19 protein-coding genes are annotated in these 20862 nt (G+C 35.1%); 13 read left to right on the top strand and 6 right to left on the bottom strand.

Annotated elements, in window-relative coordinates:
- The first annotated feature begins 44 nt into the window (after nucleotides 1-44).
- The 7 genes from AC57AW_RS16195 (at nucleotide 45) to AC57AW_RS16165 (ending at nucleotide 4696) form a co-directional block, all read left to right on the top strand.
- The gene (locus AC57AW_RS16195; RefSeq protein WP_496352707.1) at nucleotides 45-977 is read left to right on the top strand and encodes a helix-turn-helix domain-containing protein; all 933 of its coding nucleotides are present in this window, start codon (nucleotides 45-47) and stop codon (nucleotides 975-977) included.
- A gap of 97 nt (nucleotides 978-1074) precedes the next feature.
- Nucleotides 1075-1815 carry an SDR family oxidoreductase gene (locus tag AC57AW_RS16190; RefSeq protein WP_496352706.1) on the top strand — a complete coding sequence of 247 codons (741 nt, stop codon included), beginning with the start codon at nucleotides 1075-1077 and terminating at the stop codon, nucleotides 1813-1815.
- 21 nt (nucleotides 1816-1836) lie between these two features.
- Complete coding sequence (locus tag AC57AW_RS16185) at nucleotides 1837-2322, top strand: DUF1097 domain-containing protein (RefSeq protein ID WP_496352705.1); 486 nt, start codon at nucleotides 1837-1839, stop codon at nucleotides 2320-2322.
- 48 nt (nucleotides 2323-2370) lie between these two features.
- Nucleotides 2371-3123 (top strand): SDR family oxidoreductase, encoded by a 753-nt coding sequence (locus tag AC57AW_RS16180; RefSeq protein WP_496352704.1) that lies wholly within the window; start codon nucleotides 2371-2373, stop codon nucleotides 3121-3123.
- 9 nt (nucleotides 3124-3132) lie between these two features.
- Complete coding sequence (locus AC57AW_RS16175) at nucleotides 3133-3555, top strand: nuclear transport factor 2 family protein (protein ID WP_496352703.1); 423 nt, start codon at nucleotides 3133-3135, stop codon at nucleotides 3553-3555.
- 73 nt (nucleotides 3556-3628) lie between these two features.
- Nucleotides 3629-4027 carry a DoxX family protein gene (locus AC57AW_RS16170; RefSeq protein ID WP_496352702.1) on the top strand — a complete coding sequence of 133 codons (399 nt, stop codon included), beginning with the start codon at nucleotides 3629-3631 and terminating at the stop codon, nucleotides 4025-4027.
- A gap of 129 nt (nucleotides 4028-4156) precedes the next feature.
- The gene (locus AC57AW_RS16165; RefSeq protein WP_496352701.1) at nucleotides 4157-4696 is read left to right on the top strand and encodes a carboxymuconolactone decarboxylase family protein; all 540 of its coding nucleotides are present in this window, start codon (nucleotides 4157-4159) and stop codon (nucleotides 4694-4696) included.
- Between the two features lie 384 nt (nucleotides 4697-5080).
- Here the strand turns inward: AC57AW_RS16165 and AC57AW_RS16160 are convergent, their stop codons facing one another.
- Together AC57AW_RS16160 and AC57AW_RS16155 are read right to left on the bottom strand one after the other, a co-directional pair.
- Nucleotides 5081-5503 (bottom strand): transposase, encoded by a 423-nt coding sequence (locus AC57AW_RS16160; protein WP_496352700.1) that lies wholly within the window; start codon nucleotides 5501-5503, stop codon nucleotides 5081-5083.
- Nucleotides 5504-5598: 95 nt separating this feature from the next.
- Nucleotides 5599-6297 carry a hypothetical protein gene (locus AC57AW_RS16155; RefSeq protein WP_318845384.1) on the bottom strand — a complete coding sequence of 233 codons (699 nt, stop codon included), beginning with the start codon at nucleotides 6295-6297 and terminating at the stop codon, nucleotides 5599-5601.
- Between the two features lie 696 nt (nucleotides 6298-6993).
- Here AC57AW_RS16155 and AC57AW_RS16150 point away from each other — a divergent pair.
- From AC57AW_RS16150 to AC57AW_RS16135, 4 genes are all read left to right on the top strand, one after another.
- On the top strand, nucleotides 6994-8430 hold the full coding sequence (locus AC57AW_RS16150; protein WP_496352699.1) for a helix-turn-helix transcriptional regulator: 1437 nt from the start codon (nucleotides 6994-6996) through the stop codon (nucleotides 8428-8430).
- A gap of 243 nt (nucleotides 8431-8673) precedes the next feature.
- On the top strand, nucleotides 8674-9003 hold the full coding sequence (locus AC57AW_RS16145; protein WP_318845386.1) for a helix-turn-helix domain-containing protein: 330 nt from the start codon (nucleotides 8674-8676) through the stop codon (nucleotides 9001-9003).
- A gap of 112 nt (nucleotides 9004-9115) precedes the next feature.
- On the top strand, nucleotides 9116-9991 hold the full coding sequence (locus tag AC57AW_RS16140) for an AraC family transcriptional regulator (protein WP_496352698.1): 876 nt from the start codon (nucleotides 9116-9118) through the stop codon (nucleotides 9989-9991).
- Nucleotides 9992-10058: 67 nt separating this feature from the next.
- A complete protein-coding gene (locus AC57AW_RS16135; RefSeq protein ID WP_318845388.1) occupies nucleotides 10059-11225 on the top strand; it encodes an iron-containing alcohol dehydrogenase in 1167 nt (388 codons plus the stop codon).
- A gap of 123 nt (nucleotides 11226-11348) precedes the next feature.
- Here AC57AW_RS16135 and AC57AW_RS16130 read toward each other — a convergent pair whose 3' ends face one another.
- The 3 genes from AC57AW_RS16130 to AC57AW_RS16120 all read right to left on the bottom strand — a co-directional run bounded on the left by AC57AW_RS16130 (nucleotide 11349) and on the right by AC57AW_RS16120 (nucleotide 16529).
- Nucleotides 11349-11756: a lipocalin-like domain-containing protein gene (locus AC57AW_RS16130; protein ID WP_496352697.1), complete on the bottom strand. Its 408-nt coding sequence runs from the start codon at nucleotides 11754-11756 to the stop codon at nucleotides 11349-11351.
- A 184-nt stretch (nucleotides 11757-11940) separates the two neighbouring features.
- A complete protein-coding gene (locus AC57AW_RS16125) occupies nucleotides 11941-13176 on the bottom strand; it encodes a PKD domain-containing protein (RefSeq protein WP_496352696.1) in 1236 nt (411 codons plus the stop codon).
- Nucleotides 13177-13523: 347 nt separating this feature from the next.
- A complete protein-coding gene (locus AC57AW_RS16120; protein WP_496352695.1) occupies nucleotides 13524-16529 on the bottom strand; it encodes a reprolysin-like metallopeptidase in 3006 nt (1001 codons plus the stop codon).
- A 194-nt stretch (nucleotides 16530-16723) separates the two neighbouring features.
- On the opposite strand from AC57AW_RS16120, the gene AC57AW_RS16115 reads away from it, so the two are divergent.
- Together AC57AW_RS16115 and AC57AW_RS16110 are read left to right on the top strand one after the other, a co-directional pair.
- Nucleotides 16724-18154 (top strand): helix-turn-helix transcriptional regulator, encoded by a 1431-nt coding sequence (locus AC57AW_RS16115; RefSeq protein ID WP_496352694.1) that lies wholly within the window; start codon nucleotides 16724-16726, stop codon nucleotides 18152-18154.
- A 60-nt stretch (nucleotides 18155-18214) separates the two neighbouring features.
- Entirely contained in the window at nucleotides 18215-19657 is a 1443-nt protein-coding gene (locus tag AC57AW_RS16110) for a helix-turn-helix transcriptional regulator (RefSeq protein ID WP_496352693.1), read from the top strand.
- Nucleotides 19658-19846: 189 nt separating this feature from the next.
- Here the strand turns inward: AC57AW_RS16110 and AC57AW_RS16105 are convergent, their stop codons facing one another.
- Nucleotides 19847-20569, bottom strand: a complete 723-nt coding sequence (locus tag AC57AW_RS16105; RefSeq protein ID WP_496352692.1) for a T9SS type A sorting domain-containing protein — start codon at nucleotides 20567-20569, stop codon at nucleotides 19847-19849.
- Nucleotides 20570-20862: the final 293 nt, after the last annotated feature.

Here is a 20862-nt window from a genome sequence, read left to right as displayed (position 1 = left end):
AGAAGGCATCTATTAAATTTTTAAATTTACCTAAAATTAATGTAATGGCCAACGATAAACTGAATGTCCGGACACTCCGCGATCTCTATCAGCAGCTGGATCTTCCAGTTGATTATCTGGAAGAGGAATCCGGCTTTACCATTCATTATTTAGAAGAGACATTTAAAGATTTACCCTTTCGATCAGAACCTTTCCGCCCGAATTATTTCAGTTTTTTATTTATAAAAAGTGCATTTGGACATTATACAATAGATGATCAGCGGTTTGAAGTAACCTCAGATACCGTATACTTTACCAACCCCGGAAATTACAGAATTTTTGAATGGGAAAAGCTGAAACATACCTGCCTTATCACTTTTGGAGAAGGATTTTTGAAAGAATATGTACATGAGGATGTCTATAGGGATTTCTCTTTTCTTTTGTCAGAAGTTATTGCTCCGCGTATTTTGACACAAGAGCAATTCGGCCAGATAGAAGAGTTATATACATTGATACACAAAGAATATAAAGGACATTCTTTATATAAAAATAAGATTATTGGAGCTCTTGTGATTGCATTGCTGTTAAAAATCAAAGAATATTTTTTTCAGGATTATGACCCTATTTATGAAGGGAATCGCAGTTCACAGATTGTTAAAACTTTCAAACTGAATGTAGAACGGCATTTCAGAGATCTGATCAGCGGAAAGACAAATGCTCAGTTAAGAGTTCAGGATTATGCAGATCTGCAGGCTCTGCATGTCAATTATCTGTCAAGTGTTATCAGCAGTAAAACAGGAAAAACAATCAGTTCATGGATTGCGGACAAAGCGACAACTGAAGCTAAAGTAATGCTGCAGGATGAAAAACTTACAGTTAAAGAGATTGCCGCCCGTTTAGGCTTTCTTGAAACCCCTCATTTCAGCAATTATTTCAAAAAACATACATCAATAAGCCCTGCAGAATACCGAAAACAGTATTTTGGAAACCGATCTTAGATATTTGCAACATCTGCTATAATTCTTGTACGTCCTTTGGAGGTGTAATGTACCAACTTTGTCCTATCAAATTAACATTGATAAAAACAAAGTAAATATGAGTACATTAAACAACAAAGTGATCCTGGTGACCGGAGCGTCAAGAGGAATCGGAGCTGAAATCGCTCAACAGCTTGCTTCAGCGGGAGCAAAAATTATCGTCAACTATGCAGGCGGAAAAGAGGCTGCAGAACATGTCGTTACCTTAATACAAGCGAATGGAGGTGAGGCCATTGCCATACAGGCAGATGTAAGCAGTCCTGAGGCTGTAAAACAAATGTTTGATCAGGCTGTCAGCCATTATGGGAAACTTGATGTTCTTGTCAACAATGCCGGTATCATGATTACCAAACTGATCAAAGACACGACTGATGAGGACTTTGCACGCCAGTTCGACATTAATGTAAAAGGGACATTCAACACCTTAAGAGAAGCCGCTACCAGGCTGGCCGACAATGGAAGTATCATTAATTTTTCTTCTACCACTACAAGACTGATGATGCCTTCTTATGGTACTTATGTCGCGACCAAAGCGGCTGTAGAACAATTGACCCGTGTATTTGCAAAAGAAGTTGGCAGCAGAGGAATCAATGTAAATGCAATTCTTCCGGGACCTACCAATACAGAACTTTTTACGACTGGTAAATCACAGGAAGTGATAGACAGGCTGGCTTCTTTAAATGCGTTTAACCGCTTGGGAGAACCTTCTGATATTGCTAAAATTGTGGTTTTCCTTGCTGGAGATGATGCGAAATGGATCAGTGGACAAACCATTGGGGTGAATGGTGCTATGGCATAATAATCATTTATATCATATCATATGAAAACTTTACCAATCGCAGCTGCATTCGGCCTTTTCGGGGCCATTGCAGTTACTGTTTCTTTCTCACAGCAGTGGCCAACGTGGGTGATGTTCATAGCCTGGGTGAGTTTCTACATCTTCGGTAAAAAGTGGCAAAACTCTCTTTGGGCCTTCTTACAGATTATTCTGGGAATGGGAATGGCGGTATTGATCCAGTTGACAGCCGGATTTTTAGAACAATTTATCGGGATATTTGGATTTCCGGTGTCTGTATTTTTTTACATAGGATCATTAGCGTATTTCGCAGAAACCCAAAAACTTAATAATATACCTGCATGGTTTTTAGGATTAATTATTTTGTTCGGAGTTCATCCGCCGTTGGAACCGCTCCCGATATTAAAATTACTGATACCCATCACAGCAGGATTTTTCTTTGCCTGGCTGAATAACAAAGCCGTTGAAATAATCCATGAAAAACAGGTGACGGGATCATCCGCTCAATAAAATTTATTTTAAACACAATCATTATTCAAATTAAAAAAATCAAAAACAATGAATTCACTACAAAATAAAGTAGCCATTATTACAGGCTCAGGAAGAGGTTTAGGAAAAGCTATTGCAGAACGTTATGCTGCTTTGGGCGCTGATATCGTATTAAACTATTCACGGGATAAAGCTTCTGCTGATGAGGTGGAAAGCACGATCAAAGCAATGGGAAGCAATGTGATTTCTGTAAAGGCAGATGTAAGCAAAGTGGCTGAGATTAAATATCTTTTTGATGAAGCCAGAAAAGCGTTCGGGAAAATAGACATCGTGGTTGCCAATGCAGGTATTGAAATGGTGGAAACTCCCGTAACGGCATTTACGGAAGAACAGTTTGACAGATTGTTTTCAATCAACACAAAAGGCGCTTATTTCACTATGCAGCAAGCTGCTCTGAATGTAGAGGACAGCGGACGGATTATCTATGTGGCATCATCTACTACAGCTTTTCCCGTTCAGGGAATGGCAGTATATGGTGGAAGTAAAACAACACCCAGATATCTTGTGGATGTACTTTCAAAAGAGATAGGACACCGTGGAGTAACGGTGAATACCATTATTCCTTTTGCTGTAGACCATTCAGGAATTTTTGCAGAAGAAGGAAGTTATCCTGAGCTGAGAAAATCACTAATTGAAAGCTGCCCGATGGGAAGGCTGGCAGAAGTGGAAGATGTCGCCAATATTGCGGAATTTTTTGCAAGTGATCTTTCTTCATTTGTGAATGGACAGCATTTACTGGTGAACGGAGGAGCTAATCAATAAAACAGAAGAATGAAAACTATGAAATTATTCAGTATTGTACTGGTGATGATCTGCAGTCTGAATGCATGTGGACAGCAAAGCGGGCATCAACATAAAAAAATAAAGAATATGGATACTTCAAAAATAAAGAATACTCCAGTAAAACAGGCTATTGAAGCCTTTCAGGCGAGTGATATAGAAAAATGGATTTCTCTTTTCTCCAAAGATGCTGTCCTTTTGGATGACGGCAATCCCCGAAATTTTAAAGAGTTTTCTACCCATGCCATTACTATTGAGAATTTTGTGAGCATAGATAAAGTAGAGGATAATGGGAATTCGGTTTATGGAGCTTTTCACAGTGATGAGTATGGTGATTTTAAAGCGTATTTTAAATTCCATTTTAACAAAGAAGGAAAAATAAATAAGCTTGAAATTGGGCAGGCAGAGTATTAAAACTTAATGATAAACAGAAACTTTCAATAACTGTAGGGGAGTTTCTGTTTTTACTGAATGAATTATGGAAAAAATGATGAATTTTTTTAACAGAGACCGAGGTTTATTATTCTTCAGGGTTATGATCAGCCTCATTCTTTATAGTAATCACGGACACGAAAAACTGTTTCACTTTTCTGAAATGCTTATGAAAATTGCTGACCCTCTGCACATCGGAAAACTGCCGGGACTTCTGTTTGCAACCTTTTCTGATGTTTTTTGTGCAGTATTGCTGTTGTTTGGTTTCAAAACCAAAATAGCTTCTTCTGTCATAGCATTAAACACTTTGATTGCTTTTATATTAGTTCAGCATTGTGATGTGACGACTTACAGAGGTGAAATAGCACTTTTATTTTTCAGCAGTTCCATGCTCTTGTTTTTTACCGGTCCGGGATTGTACAGTCTGGATCTATCCGGAAAGAATGCACAATGATCAATTTGTCCATGTAATATCCCTTTCTGTGCATGTTTTGACGGTCTCTCACAGAATAACTTTGCAGTAGTAAAATAATTAAAAGGAGGGTACATAACAACCTATCCATTAACATTAAATCATCATACTATGAACATTATTAACGTTCCATCGAGAGAAGAAGTAGGTCAGGATTCACAGCTAATTTTTGATCAGATAAAAAAAGCAATGGGTAAAGTCCCTAATCTTTATGCAACCATCGGCTATTCATCACATGCATTGAAAGGATTGTTAGGACTGGAAGAAGAGCTGAACAAAGGAATATTTACAGCAAAAGAGAAAGAGGCTATCAATCTGGTGGTATCTGAAGCCAACCATTGTGATTACTGTCTGGCTGCCCATACCATGATTGCAGGAATGAAAGGAATTTCAAAAGAAGATATTCTGAGCTTCAGAAAAGGATCTATTGATGATCCGAGATTAAACGCGATTCTTGAACTGGCAAAATCAGTTTCAGAACAAAAAGGAGAAGCAGCTCAGGATAAGATAGAGAATTTTTTAGCCGCAGGATTTGACAATTCGGCAGTGATGGAATTGATAGGGTTGGTCATTCTAAGAACATTCACAAACTATGCATTTGCCGTAACGAAAATACCTGTAGATTTCCCATTGGCTGACCAATTGGATTAATAATAAAAAGTAGATAAACCCTAAGTTTATCATCATAAAAAGCCTCTAAACAGAGGCTTTTTATTTTTAAAGAAATTCCCCAACCAAAAATAAATTTCACTTGAGAATTTAAATAAGTAAATTCTTAAAAAAAGGTTGGGGATAAAAATAGAAATGTAATACTAAACTATATCCATAAAACTTAATCACTATTTCTTTATTATATACACGGGAAATCCATATTTCTTTTTTTGATCAATTTGACAACCTTTGTACCAGTACAGATACATTTTCCATTTGTGTTATAGAATCGTAAGTTTATAAAAAAGTAAAAAGGATAACACACATTCAATAGAGGGATATTATAATGTATGCAGCAACTTAAAATTTTGATTTATGAAAGTTCTAGTATTTTTTGATCCATTTGTATAAAGTGGTTTTTGGGATTCTGTAATCTTCTATTATCTGTTGTTTTGTTTTTTCATTCGTTTTTAAAAGATTTAGGATAAAATCAATCATTTCAACGGTATAAATATTTTTTCTAAACTCCGGAAGTTTGGTTTTTTCCTGTTTTACTTTTTGATAATAATCAGTAGATAAAGGAGGTGCATAGAGCAAAAGATGCTGAGAATAGATCCTGAAAAAATCATACGTTAAAAGTTTGCTCCATTTAAGAAGAACCTCTGTATCCAGAGATTTGTTTTTGTACATTTCTGCAAGTTCCTTATGACTGCATTGCATAAAGTTCAGGAGCCTGTCTGTAGAGAAACCCGTTTCCTCCACCCGTTTTTGTATCAATTCACCAATATGAATGTCTTTAAAAAGCATAGTAAACGGATTTGTATAAAAACCACTTTTGTGATGGCGTAAAAGTGGTTTTTATAGTTTGAAAATCAATGTTTTATAAGCCGGAAGGGAATTCATCAGGTACCATAATATACAATACTTAATGAGGCCGTAGTTAACCTATGAGGTCTTGTGTAGTTACCTCTGCAACTTATTATTTCACCAACATTAAAATAGGCAGTTACTCCTATGGTATTTGCTTCAATAGAAACATTATCAGTTAAGCCATTTTGATTGACTGAAAGTTCAGTTGTAGTACCTGAAACCGTTTTTTTTATGAAGGTCTGCACTGTTCCTCCAGTTGTAGGAGAATTCATACTGACATCTTTTTTTGTGTAAAGTGAAATACCATAATATCCAGCTTTCAGTACTGTAAAGTTCCCTGCGCTGTATGATAAGTTTGCAGAATTGATCTTGTTAGTAGTAAAAGTGTACTTAGCTTCTGTATTGGCAGAAAGATCAGCGGTTGAAGCAATTCCTGTGGCAATTCCTACGATAGAAGGTATACTTATTGTTGTGCCATCTTTGAGGTTGCCGTTAGCATCAGTTCCCAATAAGCTGAAGTTTTTATAGTTTTCCAGACGTACAGATCCATCATCAGATACACTAAGCAGCTCTTTGTTCGTACTGTCATTAATCTCCAGGGCTTTTGTAGCACTAGTGGTTCCTTTGCTAACTATATCAAGTGTAGCACTAGGGGTTGAAGTATTCATCCCAACCTGTGAATATACATTCAATGAGGCTAGTAGAACAGTGGGTAATAATAATTTTTTCATAGATGTAAAGATTTTTTATTTTTTTACCTGAGATTTACAGATATGTAGTTGTATGTACTGTAAATCAATTGGATACATTTTGTTTCTGCAATATTACTTTCTGAACTTTATACTATGCAAAATTTCACCTATGACATAGCTATGACATGGATTTAACTTATTGATAATCATTGTTTTGTTTTTATTAACTAAAAAGTGTATTATTTTAAAATATTCTCACTTTTGTGATATTTATTTAGTATGATTAATTGTTATTTCTTAAATAGGAATGATAGAGCCAATCTTAGAGTAATACCTGTATTTTATAATGTATGCTGAGTTTGATCGATACAGTTGAAACTTACTTTTGTTGTTATTAAATAGCCGTTTGTAGAAGTTGATTTCTGTAATAAACAAAAAAAATATTCTGGATAATAATGAGATTCTATTTCTGGATAGCAATTGCAAAATGTCAATAATTCTTCATGTCATATCTGTGTCATACCTATGTCATGCCCATATCGGTTTCTTTTTTCTTTAAATATTTTATCATTGTTCTTAAAATAGACAGTAATCTCTCTTAAAATTATTGATTGGATATTGAGTTTTTTATTATTGATGATTTTTTAATACTCAAATCATTTATTTATTTTCAATTTGGTTTTTTTTTACTGTTATATTTGTTTTATGTATAAATTATTTACACATACTTACTACATGATGAAATTTATATTTTTGTTTTTCCCATTATTACTGCTTGCACAGTCTAAAATTACAACAACAACCATTGATAAAAGGCTGGAGAAATCTAATGCTCTGCTTATTGAAGGGAAGACTGATGAAATGGTCACATTGAATCTTTCGATACTGGATGAAGCTAAGCATATTAATTATGCAGAAGGTAAATTGTCTGCATATTATAATTTAGCTCTTGCTTTTTCTATGCAATACAAGTATAATAAGAGCAATTACTTCTTAAAGATGATGGAACCCGAATTTAAAAATTCGGATGCTGAAGATCAGGAAATTTCCATGAATATATTATACAGTATTAATTACAGAGGCATTAAAATGTATGACGAAGCCCTGAAAAAATTAAAGAAAAACCTGGTGATGGCGAATAGTTTAAAAAATGATTCTACCAGATGCGCCATAAAAGGAATGATCCTTGTCCAGATAGGCAAGAATTATTTTGAGAAAAAGCAATATGACTCTGCTGCTTATTATGGAAAAGAAATTATTGATGAATTGAAGAAACCAAAAAAAATGGATGCTGGTATGAATACAAGTTTAAAAGCAGCAATGTTACTTTTAGCTGAAGTAAAGCTCAATGAAAACAAAATTGATTCTGCAGAGATTTATATTAGATCAGCTCAATCTGTACCTATAAAGTGGGGGAATAATGATTTTGCAACATTTAAGCTTTGGGGACAGATTCATGATGTGAGAAAGCAATATGATTCAGCAATTGTAAATTATGAGAAAGCAATAAAGCTCGCTGCAAAGGCAAAGAATTTTAAAAAATTATCAGAATTATACCGTTTAATAGCCATATCATACGAAAAAACCGGTGAGATTGATAAGGGAAATAGGTATGAACTTAAATATAATAGTCTTAGTGATAGTTTAAAAAAGATAGATGAGGAGAATCTGGAAGATACTGTAGGTCTTCTTGTAGAAGAAAAGCAGAAACCTTTGGAAGATAAAACCCATCTTTTATTATACATTATGCTTATAGGAGTTGTAAGCGCTGTTATTATCATCTTTTTTGTACATATCAGAATAAAAAATAAAGATAGAGTCTTAAATATAAAAGAAAAGGAAACTCAGGAATTGAATCAAAAATTGAATTTTGCCTTTGAAGAAGTCATTCTGTTGGCTAAAAATAATGATCCGGAATTTCTTACCCGGTTTCAGGAAGTATATCCTGATTTCTTTCCAAGCTTAATGAAAATAGAACCTCAGCTGCAGAGTACAGAATTGAAATTTTGCGCTCTGTTATTTCTTAATTTCTCTACCAAAGACATTGCAGCATATACATTTGTTCAGCCTCAATCTGTACAGACCAGAAAAAACCGCTTGCGTAAGAGATTGGGGATTCCATCGGATGAAGATATTTATCTGTGGATGAAAAATATTAATAATAAAATCTGATAACGCCGAAACTGTATTGCAGATTGCCTTGTAATACCTATGTGATAGGTGTTTTTTTTGAAAAATAATGAGGATTAATCAAATTTGTATTCAAAGAAAAATAGGATAATTGAAAAATTGCCGTAATGGTATTTTTAAAAGATAAACTTATTCTTTGTGGCTGAGAGTTTAGTTATTATTGGCCGGAGATCAGTCACACTCCGGCCCCCTTTTCGGGGGATATGTGATTAAAATAAAGAATCTATGCAAAAAACAGAATCCCCGGATTATAAAAGAATCTACGAAGATATCTTAAGACTGAAGCATCCCACAAAAAAAGCACAATGTACATCCATATTGTCTAAAGCAACATTTTCAGTGAAAGATGTTATTGCTATTAATGATATTATTTTTCCTAAAGCTGATAAAAAGACCGAATTTGCCAATCAAAGACATCGTTCTTATGATAAATCGGCGATTCTTGAAATTCTGGAATATCAGAAAAATAACAGCTTAAATAACTCTGAATTAGCAAGATATTTTAAACTGAGCCGGAATACAATTTCAAAATGGAAAAAACTGTTTTTGGTTTAATACGCAATTAGTCTGCCTCGGTTTTAAGAAACCCTTTATTCAGAAAGATATCATTGCAAATAATGGTTTATATCCCTTTTTTAATCATAAATTTGCCTTGGTAAAAGGAATTATGAAGAAACTGGAGATCAAAAAAAATATTCAGAAGCAGGAAGATAAAAATCTGTCTTTCCGGGTTTTTGATTTGAATAAAGATCATTTGGATCACTATGCAAAACCCCATAAAAAGGATCACTTTTGCATTTTCATTGTAGAACAGGGAAAACTTCAGGTTTATATTGAAGATAAGGTTCATTGGATAAAAGCAGGGAAAATCTCTGTGATATTCCCGGAGCAGGTACATTGTGTTGCGGAGTCAAGTGAAGATCTGATCGGGAAGATTATCCTGTTTGAGGAAATACTGTTTTGTTCCGATATTCTGAAGAATGAATTGAGTACGTATAATGTCAATCTTTCTACACAGCTCAACTGCACAATACTTTCTCGTGAGGATTTTGAACAAAGCTTACGCAACATTTCAATCATTAAAGAAATTTATGAACATCCAACCCTTATAAAGAAAGAACAGGCCAGGTTTTACATCAAAATTATTCTTCTTGGGCTTATTGAGTCCATTCACGGTTTACATCCGGTTTTGCATGAAAAAACGGCGGATCAACCTATCTATGTAAGATTTAAAAAACTGTTGAATGAACATTACAAACAATACAGAACCGTTCAGTACTATGCAGAAGAAATGGCCATTACAACCAAAAAATTAAACTCCATTACGAAGAAACATTGCGGAGAGACTGCCATCCAGGCAATACACAACCGTATTTTAACAGAAATTAAAAGACAGCTGATGTTTTCCGATCTTTCCCATAAAGAAATTGCTTTCGATCTTGGTTTTAATTCTCCTTCTGCCCTCAATAAATTTGTAAAAGCAAAACTCAAAGAAACTCCCACCGAACTTCAGCAGGAATTGGCGCAAATGTATAACGCATAGTCCCGTTTGTATAACAGGGCTTGTGAAGGCTTGTCTAATTTTGTCTTATTAAAATCAGATAAGAAAAATGAGCAAATTATTTATTGCAGGCGAAGTCTTCCATGGTGCAGGAAGTCTTGACGAATTAAAAAATATTCAGGGTAAAAAAGCAGTTATTGTAACAGGTGGAAGTTCTATGAGAAAAAGTGGAACCCTTGACAAAGCGGTAGCTTACCTTAATGAAGCGGGAATCGAAACACAGATTTTCGAAGGAGTAGAAGAAGATCCTTCATCGGCAACATGCCTGAAAGGAGCAGAGGTAATGAATACATTTCAGCCTGACTGGATTATCGGTTTAGGAGGATGTTCGGCAATTGATGCTGCAAAAATCATGTGGGTATTTTACGAATATCCTGAGGTGGAATTTGATGCTTTGATTAAACCTTTCACAGTACCGGTTCTGAGAAATAAAGCTAAGTTTATCGCTATTCCTTCTACAAGCGGAACTGGAACTGAAACTACGGGTCTTGCGGTAATTACCGACAGAGAAAAAGGAGTGAAATATCCTGTTGTTTCTTACGAATTGACACCGGATATCGCGATTATTGATGGAGAAATATGTGCTTCAATGCCAGCTCATGTGACGTCCAATACAGGACTTGATGCTTTAACACACTGTGTGGAAGCTTATGTTTCAAATATTGACAATAACATTGCAGATGCTCTGTCCAAAGGTGGTTTGGAGATTGTTTTTGATAACCTTAAAGAAGCCGTAGAAAATCCGGGGAATATTCAGGCCCGTCAGAATATGCATGATGCATCATTTATGGCTGGTTTAGCCTTCAACAATGCATGGCTGGGAATTGTACACTCTCTGTCTCACCAGGTAGGAGCCTTGTATGGAATTCCTCATGGAGCTTCAAACGCTATTTTTCTTCCGAATGTGATCCGTTATAATGCGCTGGCTACAGAACGTTATCCTGATCTGGCAAGAGTAATTGGGAAAGAAACTACCGAAGAACTGGCTCAGGCTATTGAGACATTACGTTCCGAAGTCAACAACCAGTCAGCGATCAAAGATTTCGGAATTTCAAGAGAAGATTGGGATAAAAACCTTGACTATATTACAGCCAATGCTTTGGCAGACCCTTGTACAGGTTTCAACCCGAGAGTTCCTGTTTTAGAAGAATTGAAAGCTATTTACAACGCTTGTTATGAAGGTGTTGTGTATGCAGAAGAAGTTGTTGCAGGTTAATCTTTTGTCATCATCAATGCAATGATGTTCAATGAGCTGTTGCCTATATAGAAAAAGAGAACTCATTTGAGTTCTCTTTTTTTAGTTATTCAATTATTTAACCATCATCTCTTAATGGAATATTTATTTTCCTTTATTGTAAATGAGTTCAAAGCTGGGGTTTCTTGCATAAGACACGGTGAGCTGATCATCGGTAAGCTTTTTAATCAGTAATGTATCAATGTCGTTCGAAACTTGACGTATACCTTCAGTATGATACCATATAAAAAGTGTATCATGAGAAACCTTCCATTGATCATATAATAAAGTATGAATATTTAATGAAGATGCAACACCATTCTCTTTAAGTTCAAAACCTTGTTTCTCATTTTCCTGGCCTGGAATAGGCTGTAACCATTTTCCTGCAAGTTTAGTTTTCAAAGAATTTTGGTCTTCAGAGGTATCTGTGTGCACTTTTGAATTTTTATTCTGAGTAGAAGGATTACATGATACTAAAATTCCCAGGATAATTACGGAAATAGTTTTTTTCATGATGTCAAAAAATATTAAGTTCATTTATTTTGTAAATATTAATTTATCTTGAAGTACATTGCAAACTTAAGTCCATATCTTTTCTTATAAACCAGACTCAATGTAGTTTTATATCGCTGATTTTGTAGATTAATGATTACAGTTTTTTTTGAATTTAGCTATAACCAATTTTTCGGCAGCCTGATTATTTAACTATAATCTTAAGGGTTTCCCTATGGTCATTTTCATAAAGAATACTCATCACATAAGTTCCTTTGCTATACGCTGAAAAATCTATTTTTGTATCATTCACATGAAGATTCTTCCAATCGGCAATTTTTCTTTGTGCCATATCATAAATAATGATGTCTTTCATTTTTTCTTTACTGCTGATATAACAAAAATCTGTAACTGGATTCGGATAAAATGTAAGTTCAGGCTTTACGTTAGGATTCATTGCTCCGAGTGAACCAATAGTAATTATTTTAGTAAAGGTTTCTGAACAGGAGTTTTTATTGACGGTAAGGGTAACCGTATAATTTCCCGGAGAAGTATACTGATGAACAGGATTCAGGGAAGGATTTGTATTGCCGTCTCCAAAATTCCACAATACTGAAGTCTGATTGGTAGAATGATTGGTGAAATTCACCGTTGTTCCATTAATTCCTGCTGTAAAATCTGCATGAAGGTGGAACGCATTGCTGTTCCATTGTGCAGGATTATTGAAAAAAACCTGATCTGCAATATTCTGAAAACTTTCGGCAGTGTTCTGTGGTAATCCGTTATAAAAAGTAGATGGAAAGACATGATCCTGGAAAATTGCTGAATACATGGAAGCTGCCACAAGATAACTTCCTTTCGGTCCCGGATGAATATCATTGTATGATCCGTGAAGAGCAAGATCCTGAGTAGTATTGTAATAATTCCTTGCAGATTCACCGGCAGGAACCATTTCCACCTGCATTAGATTAGACATCTTAGTAATGGAATCCTTTATTTTTTGCTGAATAGTAAAATAGGTGTTGTATTCATTGGCAGAAGGAACTCCATAGGGAATTTCATAGAGAAATATTTTAGAACACGGGCTGTATTTTCGAATAGAATCCCTGATCTTGCGGCCACGTTCAGCGGTAACGGCTACAGGAAAGGAATAACCTGGGGATTCGGCACTTCCAGGCTGTAGGATAACATACTTATAATTCTTAGATCTTATTTTCTGATACAGTGACGGATCATCTACGTGATTTACAAAACCGGTTCCTCCCGGAGTATGCGTTGTTATGGAAAGATTTTTTCCTTTTGAAGCTGCTATATTTTTAAAAATTTCAGGCATGTCATTAAAGTACGTGATGCTGTTTCCTATAAACAGAACCTCATCGGATTGTGAGTATGATAAGACTGAAAATCCGATACATAGTAAAAAGAGTAGTTTTTTTATCATATATTATTTTTTTTTTGGATTGAAATTAAAAAAAAGGTACCTGCAGAAAACCACTTATCTTGCAGGTACGCAATACAAACGACGATTAAAAAATGTTTTTTTTAAAATATAGATTGATATACATTTTATCTTTTTTGAACGGTAATTCTTGTAAAAGGTACCTGCAGTAAATCACTTATACTGCAGATACACTACTAAAAATGATTAAAAATTGTGTTTTATGATATCGTTCTTATCTTTTTTATATAATATGAATTACTTGTTGATTGTATTTTAATAGTTGATGAGAAAAGTACCTGCAGGCAGTAATAATCTTCCGCAGGTACACGGTACACTAATTATTACAACTATTTCTTGATTAGTTTTGTATTATAAGTCGTCTTATCATCTGTTATGGTGATTACATACATTCCTTTGATCAGTGAAGCAACATTGATTCTCTGCCCGTCCAGTTTTCCTCCCTGAACAAGTCTTCCGTCTGCACTGTAGATTTTGTAATCCGCTTTGCCTTTCAGGTTTTTCACCTCTACAAAAGTATCTGCAGGATTAGGATAGATTTCAATATTGGAAGATGATGGTGCAGATTCCTTAGTACCAAGGGCAGCACTGATCTTTACAGAGAAATCCCATACTGAACCACGAGAGAAAAGGTCACCATTATCATCTACAGAAGGACTTGTACACGCGTCAGCAGAAGCATTGAAAAATCCGCTGGCTACTCTCATTCTTAATGTTTTGTCACCATTATATGCCCCAGCCGGAACTGCAAAAGCAAAGCTGCCCTGATGTCTTGCATTGGCATTAGGAATTGCTCCATTAATACCTATTCTCTCTGAAGCTTCAAACACACCGTTTCTGTTGTAATCAATCCACACCTGTACCCAATCCATCCAATCCGGATAATCGGCACCATCACGGTTAGCATATACGATATAATTCAGATTATACTGAGCGCCCTGGGTAAGCTGGATCAGTTTTGCAGGATCTTCAGAATAATCTTTATAAGCATGCTGAACGGTAGTTCCGTTACCCGCTAAATCCACATTGGCCAGAGTTACCCTTAATATACCACTGAAAAGGTCCATATTTGTTGTGTTTCCTCCTGTAGTCATCAGGCAGTAATCATACCCGGTACGTAATCCTTTTGTTTTAAAATTATAAACTGGTGAAAACCCTCCGGGAACATTATTGATCACAGATGCAACACGAACTTCATAAGAGGTTTCATCTTCAAGATTATTTAATAGTACAGAACTAACCTGGCTGGCTGCATTAGACCAGTTTGCTGTTCCCACTTTTCTGTAGTTCACAGAATAAGTCGCTCCCGGTACATGGTTCCATGAAACGGTTGCTGAGGTTTTTAATACATCATTCTCAAAGGCAGCAAGACCTGTTGGAGGATTGTTTAAAGAAGCGGGAGCATTTCCTACACTTACTGTAGGAGAGACAGCATAAAATATATTACCTACCGCTGAAATTCTCAGCTTAATATTTCCCTGCAGCGTCGCTGGCATTTGTATTTCAAAACTACCGTCATTAGGAGTTGAGGCTACCAGTTCTGTCCATGCTGACCCATTATTTAAATCGGTTGTATATTCAATTTTTACATTGGCTGTGTTGTATGGAGCGAGGTTTGTGTTGGCAGCATCCCAGGAAATAGTATTGGTTGCATTGTTATACAGAGTAGAAGAAGCGGTTAATCCTTTAAATTTGAAAGGCCCGTCATTTCCAACAGTTACTGTATTTTCAGCAGAAATAGTCAGCGGTCTGTTCGGGTTGTTATCACGTACAGATACAGCGTAATGTAAAACTCTTGGAATATAGGAAACCGTTTCCCACGTGTCTTTATTAGTCAGTTTCCCACTCATAACAATAGGAAGACTTGGGAAATATCTTCTTCCGGAAGCAACAGCAGGATAAGAACGGGTGAGAGATCCTTCGGGATTAAAGCCCCAGCCGCTGTCTCCTGATATTGAGCTTGTAGACCCTACGCTGTCATACTGTTCCCAGTTATAGGTAAACTGATCTCCATTGGCATCTACTGCATTAGCATCCAGATAATACGCTGTCCCTTTGGGAATATTATAAGAAATAAGTGGTGTAATGGCAGGTGCATTATTGGCAATATTTTCAGCTACACCGCATCCAACTTTACCTTCAAGGTTGGTAAGAATCTGATTGATGGATGAATAATGAAAATAAGCATCACTGTTCATCTGAACATTATTGGCTGTAATCCCGGCATATGCCATAATAGTTGTTCCTCCTCCTGGCTCCACATTAACGCCTGAACTCTCAGTAACCGTAGAATAGGTATGGTTTCCTCCAAGCTGGTGCCCCATTTCATGAGCTACATAATCAATATCGAATGTGTCTCCCACAGGATTCTGGTTTTGAGTAAAGGCTGAACCTTTACCTAGTGGTTCTGCAACTGTTGGATCAGTACATATACAGCCAATACATCCAGCATTTCCGTTTCCTCCAGCTGCATTAAATACATGCCCGATATCGTAATTGGCATTACCTACCTGAGCAGTTAAGGTCTGTTGCAGTTGACCATTTAAGTTATTTGTATAAGGATCATTCGCGGGATTGGCATAGATAATATTGGGTAGATTCTGTATATTCAGGTGAATGGCAAATTCTTTTTCAAAAACACCGTTTACACGGGTCATGGTATTATTCATCTGGGCGAGTGCTCCTGCAACACCTCCAAAAAGCGTTGTATATTCTCCTGTTGCAGATAAAGCCAATCTGTAAGTTCTGTACATGGATGCAGCAGGTCTTCCTGTAATATTGATTCCTGCAAGTTTGTTTTTTCCTGCTTCTCTTAGAGAGTGAAAGTCCTGTTCTTTTTTACCTTCCATGCAGGTAAATCCTTGTTCAGAATCTGTTCTCTGCGTTTTATAAAACACACCATAGGTCTTTTTATCTGCGGTAACAGGTTCTATAAACTGAAATTTACCATCCTTAATGATCATAGACTGTATTTCTGTAGGGGATGTGCTGAATCTTACATATTTGGAAGGATCATCAATTCCAACGCCTACATAAGAGCCTAATCCATATTTTTCAGCCAATGATTTTTCCATTACCGGATTGCTGTATACCGCAAACTTTTCTACGGTTCCTTCTGCTGTAGGTAATTGAATCGTCACTGCTTTTGCATTAGCGCCTGTTTCCTCTGCATTTTTTAATAACTGAATTAAAGTAGTAATATCAGTTTTGTAAGCATGTAGAATTTTTACCTCTCTTCGGATTTCAGATACTTTCTGTGAAGCCGGTTCCCACTTTTGGGCATTGGAAAGACAGAAGCCTGATATCAAAAATAATGATAATAGAGTTTTTCTCATTTTAAAAATTAGGTATTTAATAATAGATTGTAGAGAATGAATATAATATTCGGGTATTCAAAAGTAATTGCTAATTTTGTATTATAAATGATGTTATCCTGCTGTTTCGTTATGTAGTGTATGTGATACGTATGTATTTCGGCTGATGCGGCAATGATGTAGTATTAATATTGCATTTTTATTTTGATCATATTATGGTGAAAAAACTAACTTTTTTATTCTTTTTAATTTCTTCCTTTTTCTATTCACAACATACAGAAGAAGAACTGAAGAATATTATTTTTGATATGGACTTTTCTACTGCCGGGCCAAAGGAAGTACAGAAAATTGATAGTCTTATTAAGGTATGTAAACAAAATTCTTATAATGATTGTGTCGCCTTTGGATATGTGAAGATTTCTATGATCTATGATAAAATGAATGATATAAAGAAATCTTTTTATTATATCAATAAGATAGAAAGCCTCATAAATTCTGATACCGACTTTGAAATCATTTTTTATCTCCATCTGCAAAAATCTTTTTTATACCGGAAATTAGGAGAGAGGGTTACTTCTTTTAAACAATTGGATGAAATCAAAGATGAGACAATGAAATCAAACAATGCTTATTTTATCTATCTGCTCAACCGGCAATATGCTGATAGATACATTGAAACAAATAAGGAACTCTCATTGAAGTATAATAAAATTGCATACAGGTTTTCAAAAATCTATAGAGAAAATAAAGGTAATCGCTACCGGATAGATAAAAACAGGCTGAGCAACAGTTATAAGACTTCTGCGTATCTTGGAGGTGCATATGTTGATGTTAATAAATTGGATTCTGCCAGAATTTATATTGAAGAAGCCATTCAGAATGAAAAAAAAGTGGATGATATCACTCTGAAATACATCACGTCTCTGTTTGCTGGAAGGTACTTTAAAGAAGTTAAGAATGTTGAACAGGCACAGCACTATCTGTGGACTGCCAAAAATATTGCTAAAAATTACCTTAAAAGCGAGAACTATCAAATTGCGGTGGGGGATTTACTTTATGATTTATATGAGAGTACTGGTCAAAAAGACAGTGTCGGTTACTATTCTAACTGGCTGGTAGAAGTAGAAGATGTAAACCATAAACAAAATCAAGCGCTGAATGATACTTTAGACAAGCAAAATGAATTGGAAAATACTAATAGAAAGAAGGAAACAAAAGGACTTTTTTTCATCTTATCAGTAAGCATAGGAGTATGTCTTCTCTTTATATTTCTTTTCCTGTATTACTACAGAAAACATAAAAGTAAAAACCTGGACAAAATTGATATCCCTCATCAATTACCAGTACAGGAGAGCATTTTTAAGGAAGTAATACAGCTTGCTAAAGAAAACAATCCTGAGTTTATGACCCGTTTCCATGAATACAGTCCGCGTTTTTCAGAAGAGCTGTTAAAAGTTTCTCTTTTAAAAATATCGGAAATAAGGTTTTGTGCTTATATCTATCTGAATTTTTCTACCAAAGAGATTGCAGATTATACATTTACTTCAGTGAGAACAGTACAGACGAAAAAGTATAATCTAAGAAAAAAGCTGAATATTCCCGGTGATATGGACATCTATGTATGGTTTTCCAAATTATTGAAATAAAGCTTAGTTTGCTTTTGATATTATGAGTTGTGATATGTATACATTTTTAATTATGGTGTAATGATGATAAAAAAATTATCTTTTTTGTTTGTCCTGATTTCGTCTTTGTTTTATGCACAGCAGACCGAAAGAGAACTAAAGAATATGATATTTGATATAGAGTTTTCTACTGCGGGACAAAAAGAGATGCAGAAAATTGACAGCCTTATTAAGGTGTGTCAAAAAAAACATTATAATGACTGTGTCGCACTAGGATATCTTAAAATTGCAAATATCTACAATCGGAACAGTGATATGAAGAAGTCTTTTTATTACACTGATAAAGTGGAAAAGGAGGGCCTCATCAATTCAGATACTGATTTTGAAGTTATATTTTATCTCCATCTTCAAAGGTCCTTATTGTATCAGAAATTAGGAGAAAGAGTCACCTCTCTGAAACAATTGGATGAAATGTATGATGACGTTATGGAAACCAATAATGCTTATTTTATTTATCTGATCAATTGGCAGTATGCCGGAATTTATAATGAAACTAATAAAAAAGAACTGGCATTAAAACATTACAAAACAGCCTACAAATATTCTAAAATTTACAGAGAAAACAAAGATAACCGCTACAGGATAGACAAGAACAGATTAAGCAACAGTTATAAAACCTCACCTTATCTGGGGGGAATGTATCTTGAGCTCAATAAGCCTGATTCTGCGAAAATTTATATTGAGGAAGCCATTCAGAATGAAAAAAAGATAGATGAAATAGGAATACGATATATTACCTCTTATTTTGCTGCAAGGTATTTTAAATCCATGAAGAAAATTCCGGAAGCTCAGCATTATTTATGGATCTGTAAAAATATAGCTAATAACTATTATAAAAGCGAAAACTATCAGAAGTCGGCGGCAACAGAGCTGAAGAACCTTTATGAAAGCACGGGGCAGAAAGACAGTATTGCTTATTATTCCAATTGGCTGTTGGATATAGAGTCTTCCAATAGCAGGCAAAATCAAACATTGAATGATCATGTAGACAAACAGAGTGAATTAGAAAATACCAATAGAAAGAAGGAAACAAAAGGGCTCTTTTTTATTCTGTCATTGAGTATTGTTCTGTGTCTTCTCTTTATCTTCCTTTTCCTGTACTACTATAGAAAACATAAAAGTAAAAACCTGGACAAAATTGATATCCCTCATCAGCTACCTGTACAGGAGAGTATTTTTAAGGAAGTGATAGAGCTTGCCAAAGAAAACAATCCTGAGTTTTTGACCCGTTTCAATGAATACAGTCCCCACTTTTCAGAAGAACTTTTAAAGGTTTCTCCTTTAAAAATATCGGAAATAAGATTCTGCGCTTACATCTATCTGAATTTTTCTACCAAAGAGATTGCAGAATATACATTTACCTCAGTGAGAACGGTACAGACCAAAAAGTATAATCTAAGGAAAAAGCTGAATATTTCTGGGGATATGGACATCTATGTGTGGTTTTCCAGATTGTTGAAATAAGGCTGAAGATATCTGTAAAAAAACAAAGGCTATTCCATTAATGAAATAACCTTTGTGGTCAATGTGAAAAAGTATAAATTGTTTTGAATTTAAAATTTTAAAAAGTACCTGCAGGGAAATAACACGCAACCTGCAGGTACACGATTTCCTAATTATTAAAAACTATTTTTGATTCTGAATAAATAGGTGTTATTTTTTGATCGCTTTTATTGTTTTTACAGTTCCATCCGTCATTTTTAAAGTAATGAAATACAGTCCTGATTTTAAATCATTCAAATACATCTGAGATGAAGGTGTTTCAATGGTTTTAACGGCTTTTCCTGAAGCATCCAGAACCGAAACCGACTTCACTTTTGAAATGTCAGAAATGGTAATGACATCACTGAATGGATTAGGAAATACTGTAATATTGTTTTTGCTGTTCACAACTTCATGAGTTGATAATAAACTGTCATCATATGCAGATACTTTGAATTCTCCACTTTCTATAGATGAATCATATTTCCAGACACTTACATACAGTGTGTTTCCTGGAGTCTGGCCTGTTAATGAAATCATAGAAAAAAAATCCTCGCCACTGTCATCATCACAGTCAATTTCTGTTAAAGAACCGCAAGAACCGCTATAAACCGTAAGTACAGAATCATCAAATGAAGATCCTGCAGCTTCCCTTATTTCCAGCGTTAAGTTTCCGCTTGCCGGAACTACTACTTTGAACCAGACATTTTCAACAGCATCAGGATTGCAAGAAGGAAGATTGCCATCTGTTGTAGCACTTGTATTGTTGGTTGTAATAGCTGCCGAAGCAAAATTTGTTCCTACAGTCAGGGATGTTGCTCCTGAGCAATTGTCATTTTGTGCCTTTACCAATATGGTGGTAAATAAAAATACATAGGGTAATAAATTTTTCATAATAATTAATAGAATTTTAATGGTTATCTGATTAGATTTTTATAATGCGTTATTGTTTTAAATTTTGATCAATTTTCTAACTTATTGTAAAAGCATAGAATAATTTTCGGGCAAAAGTAATTGCTAAATCTGTAATTTAAATGGTGTTTAATTGCGCTTTTGTGATATTGTGTATGTGATACGTAGGTGGTTTGAGTGGTATGGTAGAAGGATAGTACTAATATTGTATTTCAGATTATGAATAAGCCATGACACAAAAGCTGACCTTCTTGTTTTTTTTAATTTCCTTATTT

The sequence above is a fragment of the Chryseobacterium sp. BGA-UO-ETr-SB22 genome, from assembly GCF_059567885.1.
This window is presented reverse-complemented; position numbering and strand designations above follow the sequence as displayed.

Bases quoted from the DNA above. Each gene is read 5' to 3' on its own strand.
- AC57AW_RS16125 (WP_496352696.1), bottom strand. From the start codon at position 13,176: ATGATAAAAAAACTACTCTTTTTACTATGTATCGGATTTTCAGTCTTA.
- AC57AW_RS16105 (WP_496352692.1), bottom strand. From the start codon at position 20,569: ATGAAAAATTTATTACCCTATGTATTTTTATTTACCACCATATTGGTA.
- AC57AW_RS16160 (WP_496352700.1), bottom strand. From the start codon at position 5,503: ATGCTTTTTAAAGACATTCATATTGGTGAATTGATACAAAAACGGGTG.
- AC57AW_RS16175 (WP_496352703.1), top strand. From the start codon at position 3,133: ATGAAAACTATGAAATTATTCAGTATTGTACTGGTGATGATCTGCAGT.
- AC57AW_RS16120 (WP_496352695.1), bottom strand. From the start codon at position 16,529: ATGAGAAAAACTCTATTATCATTATTTTTGATATCAGGCTTCTGTCTT.
- AC57AW_RS16185 (WP_496352705.1), top strand. From the start codon at position 1,837: ATGAAAACTTTACCAATCGCAGCTGCATTCGGCCTTTTCGGGGCCATT.
- AC57AW_RS16170 (WP_496352702.1), top strand. From the start codon at position 3,629: ATGATGAATTTTTTTAACAGAGACCGAGGTTTATTATTCTTCAGGGTT.
- AC57AW_RS16195 (WP_496352707.1), top strand. From the start codon at position 45: ATGGCCAACGATAAACTGAATGTCCGGACACTCCGCGATCTCTATCAG.
- AC57AW_RS16130 (WP_496352697.1), bottom strand. From the start codon at position 11,756: ATGAAAAAAACTATTTCCGTAATTATCCTGGGAATTTTAGTATCATGT.
- AC57AW_RS16165 (WP_496352701.1), top strand. From the start codon at position 4,157: ATGAACATTATTAACGTTCCATCGAGAGAAGAAGTAGGTCAGGATTCA.
- AC57AW_RS16190 (WP_496352706.1), top strand. From the start codon at position 1,075: ATGAGTACATTAAACAACAAAGTGATCCTGGTGACCGGAGCGTCAAGA.
- AC57AW_RS16140 (WP_496352698.1), top strand. From the start codon at position 9,116: ATGAAGAAACTGGAGATCAAAAAAAATATTCAGAAGCAGGAAGATAAA.
- AC57AW_RS16145 (WP_318845386.1), top strand. From the start codon at position 8,674: ATGCAAAAAACAGAATCCCCGGATTATAAAAGAATCTACGAAGATATC.
- AC57AW_RS16135 (WP_318845388.1), top strand. From the start codon at position 10,059: ATGAGCAAATTATTTATTGCAGGCGAAGTCTTCCATGGTGCAGGAAGT.
- AC57AW_RS16110 (WP_496352693.1), top strand. From the start codon at position 18,215: ATGATGATAAAAAAATTATCTTTTTTGTTTGTCCTGATTTCGTCTTTG.
- AC57AW_RS16115 (WP_496352694.1), top strand. From the start codon at position 16,724: ATGGTGAAAAAACTAACTTTTTTATTCTTTTTAATTTCTTCCTTTTTC.
- AC57AW_RS16155 (WP_318845384.1), bottom strand. From the start codon at position 6,297: ATGAAAAAATTATTATTACCCACTGTTCTACTAGCCTCATTGAATGTA.
- AC57AW_RS16180 (WP_496352704.1), top strand. From the start codon at position 2,371: ATGAATTCACTACAAAATAAAGTAGCCATTATTACAGGCTCAGGAAGA.
- AC57AW_RS16150 (WP_496352699.1), top strand. From the start codon at position 6,994: ATGATGAAATTTATATTTTTGTTTTTCCCATTATTACTGCTTGCACAG.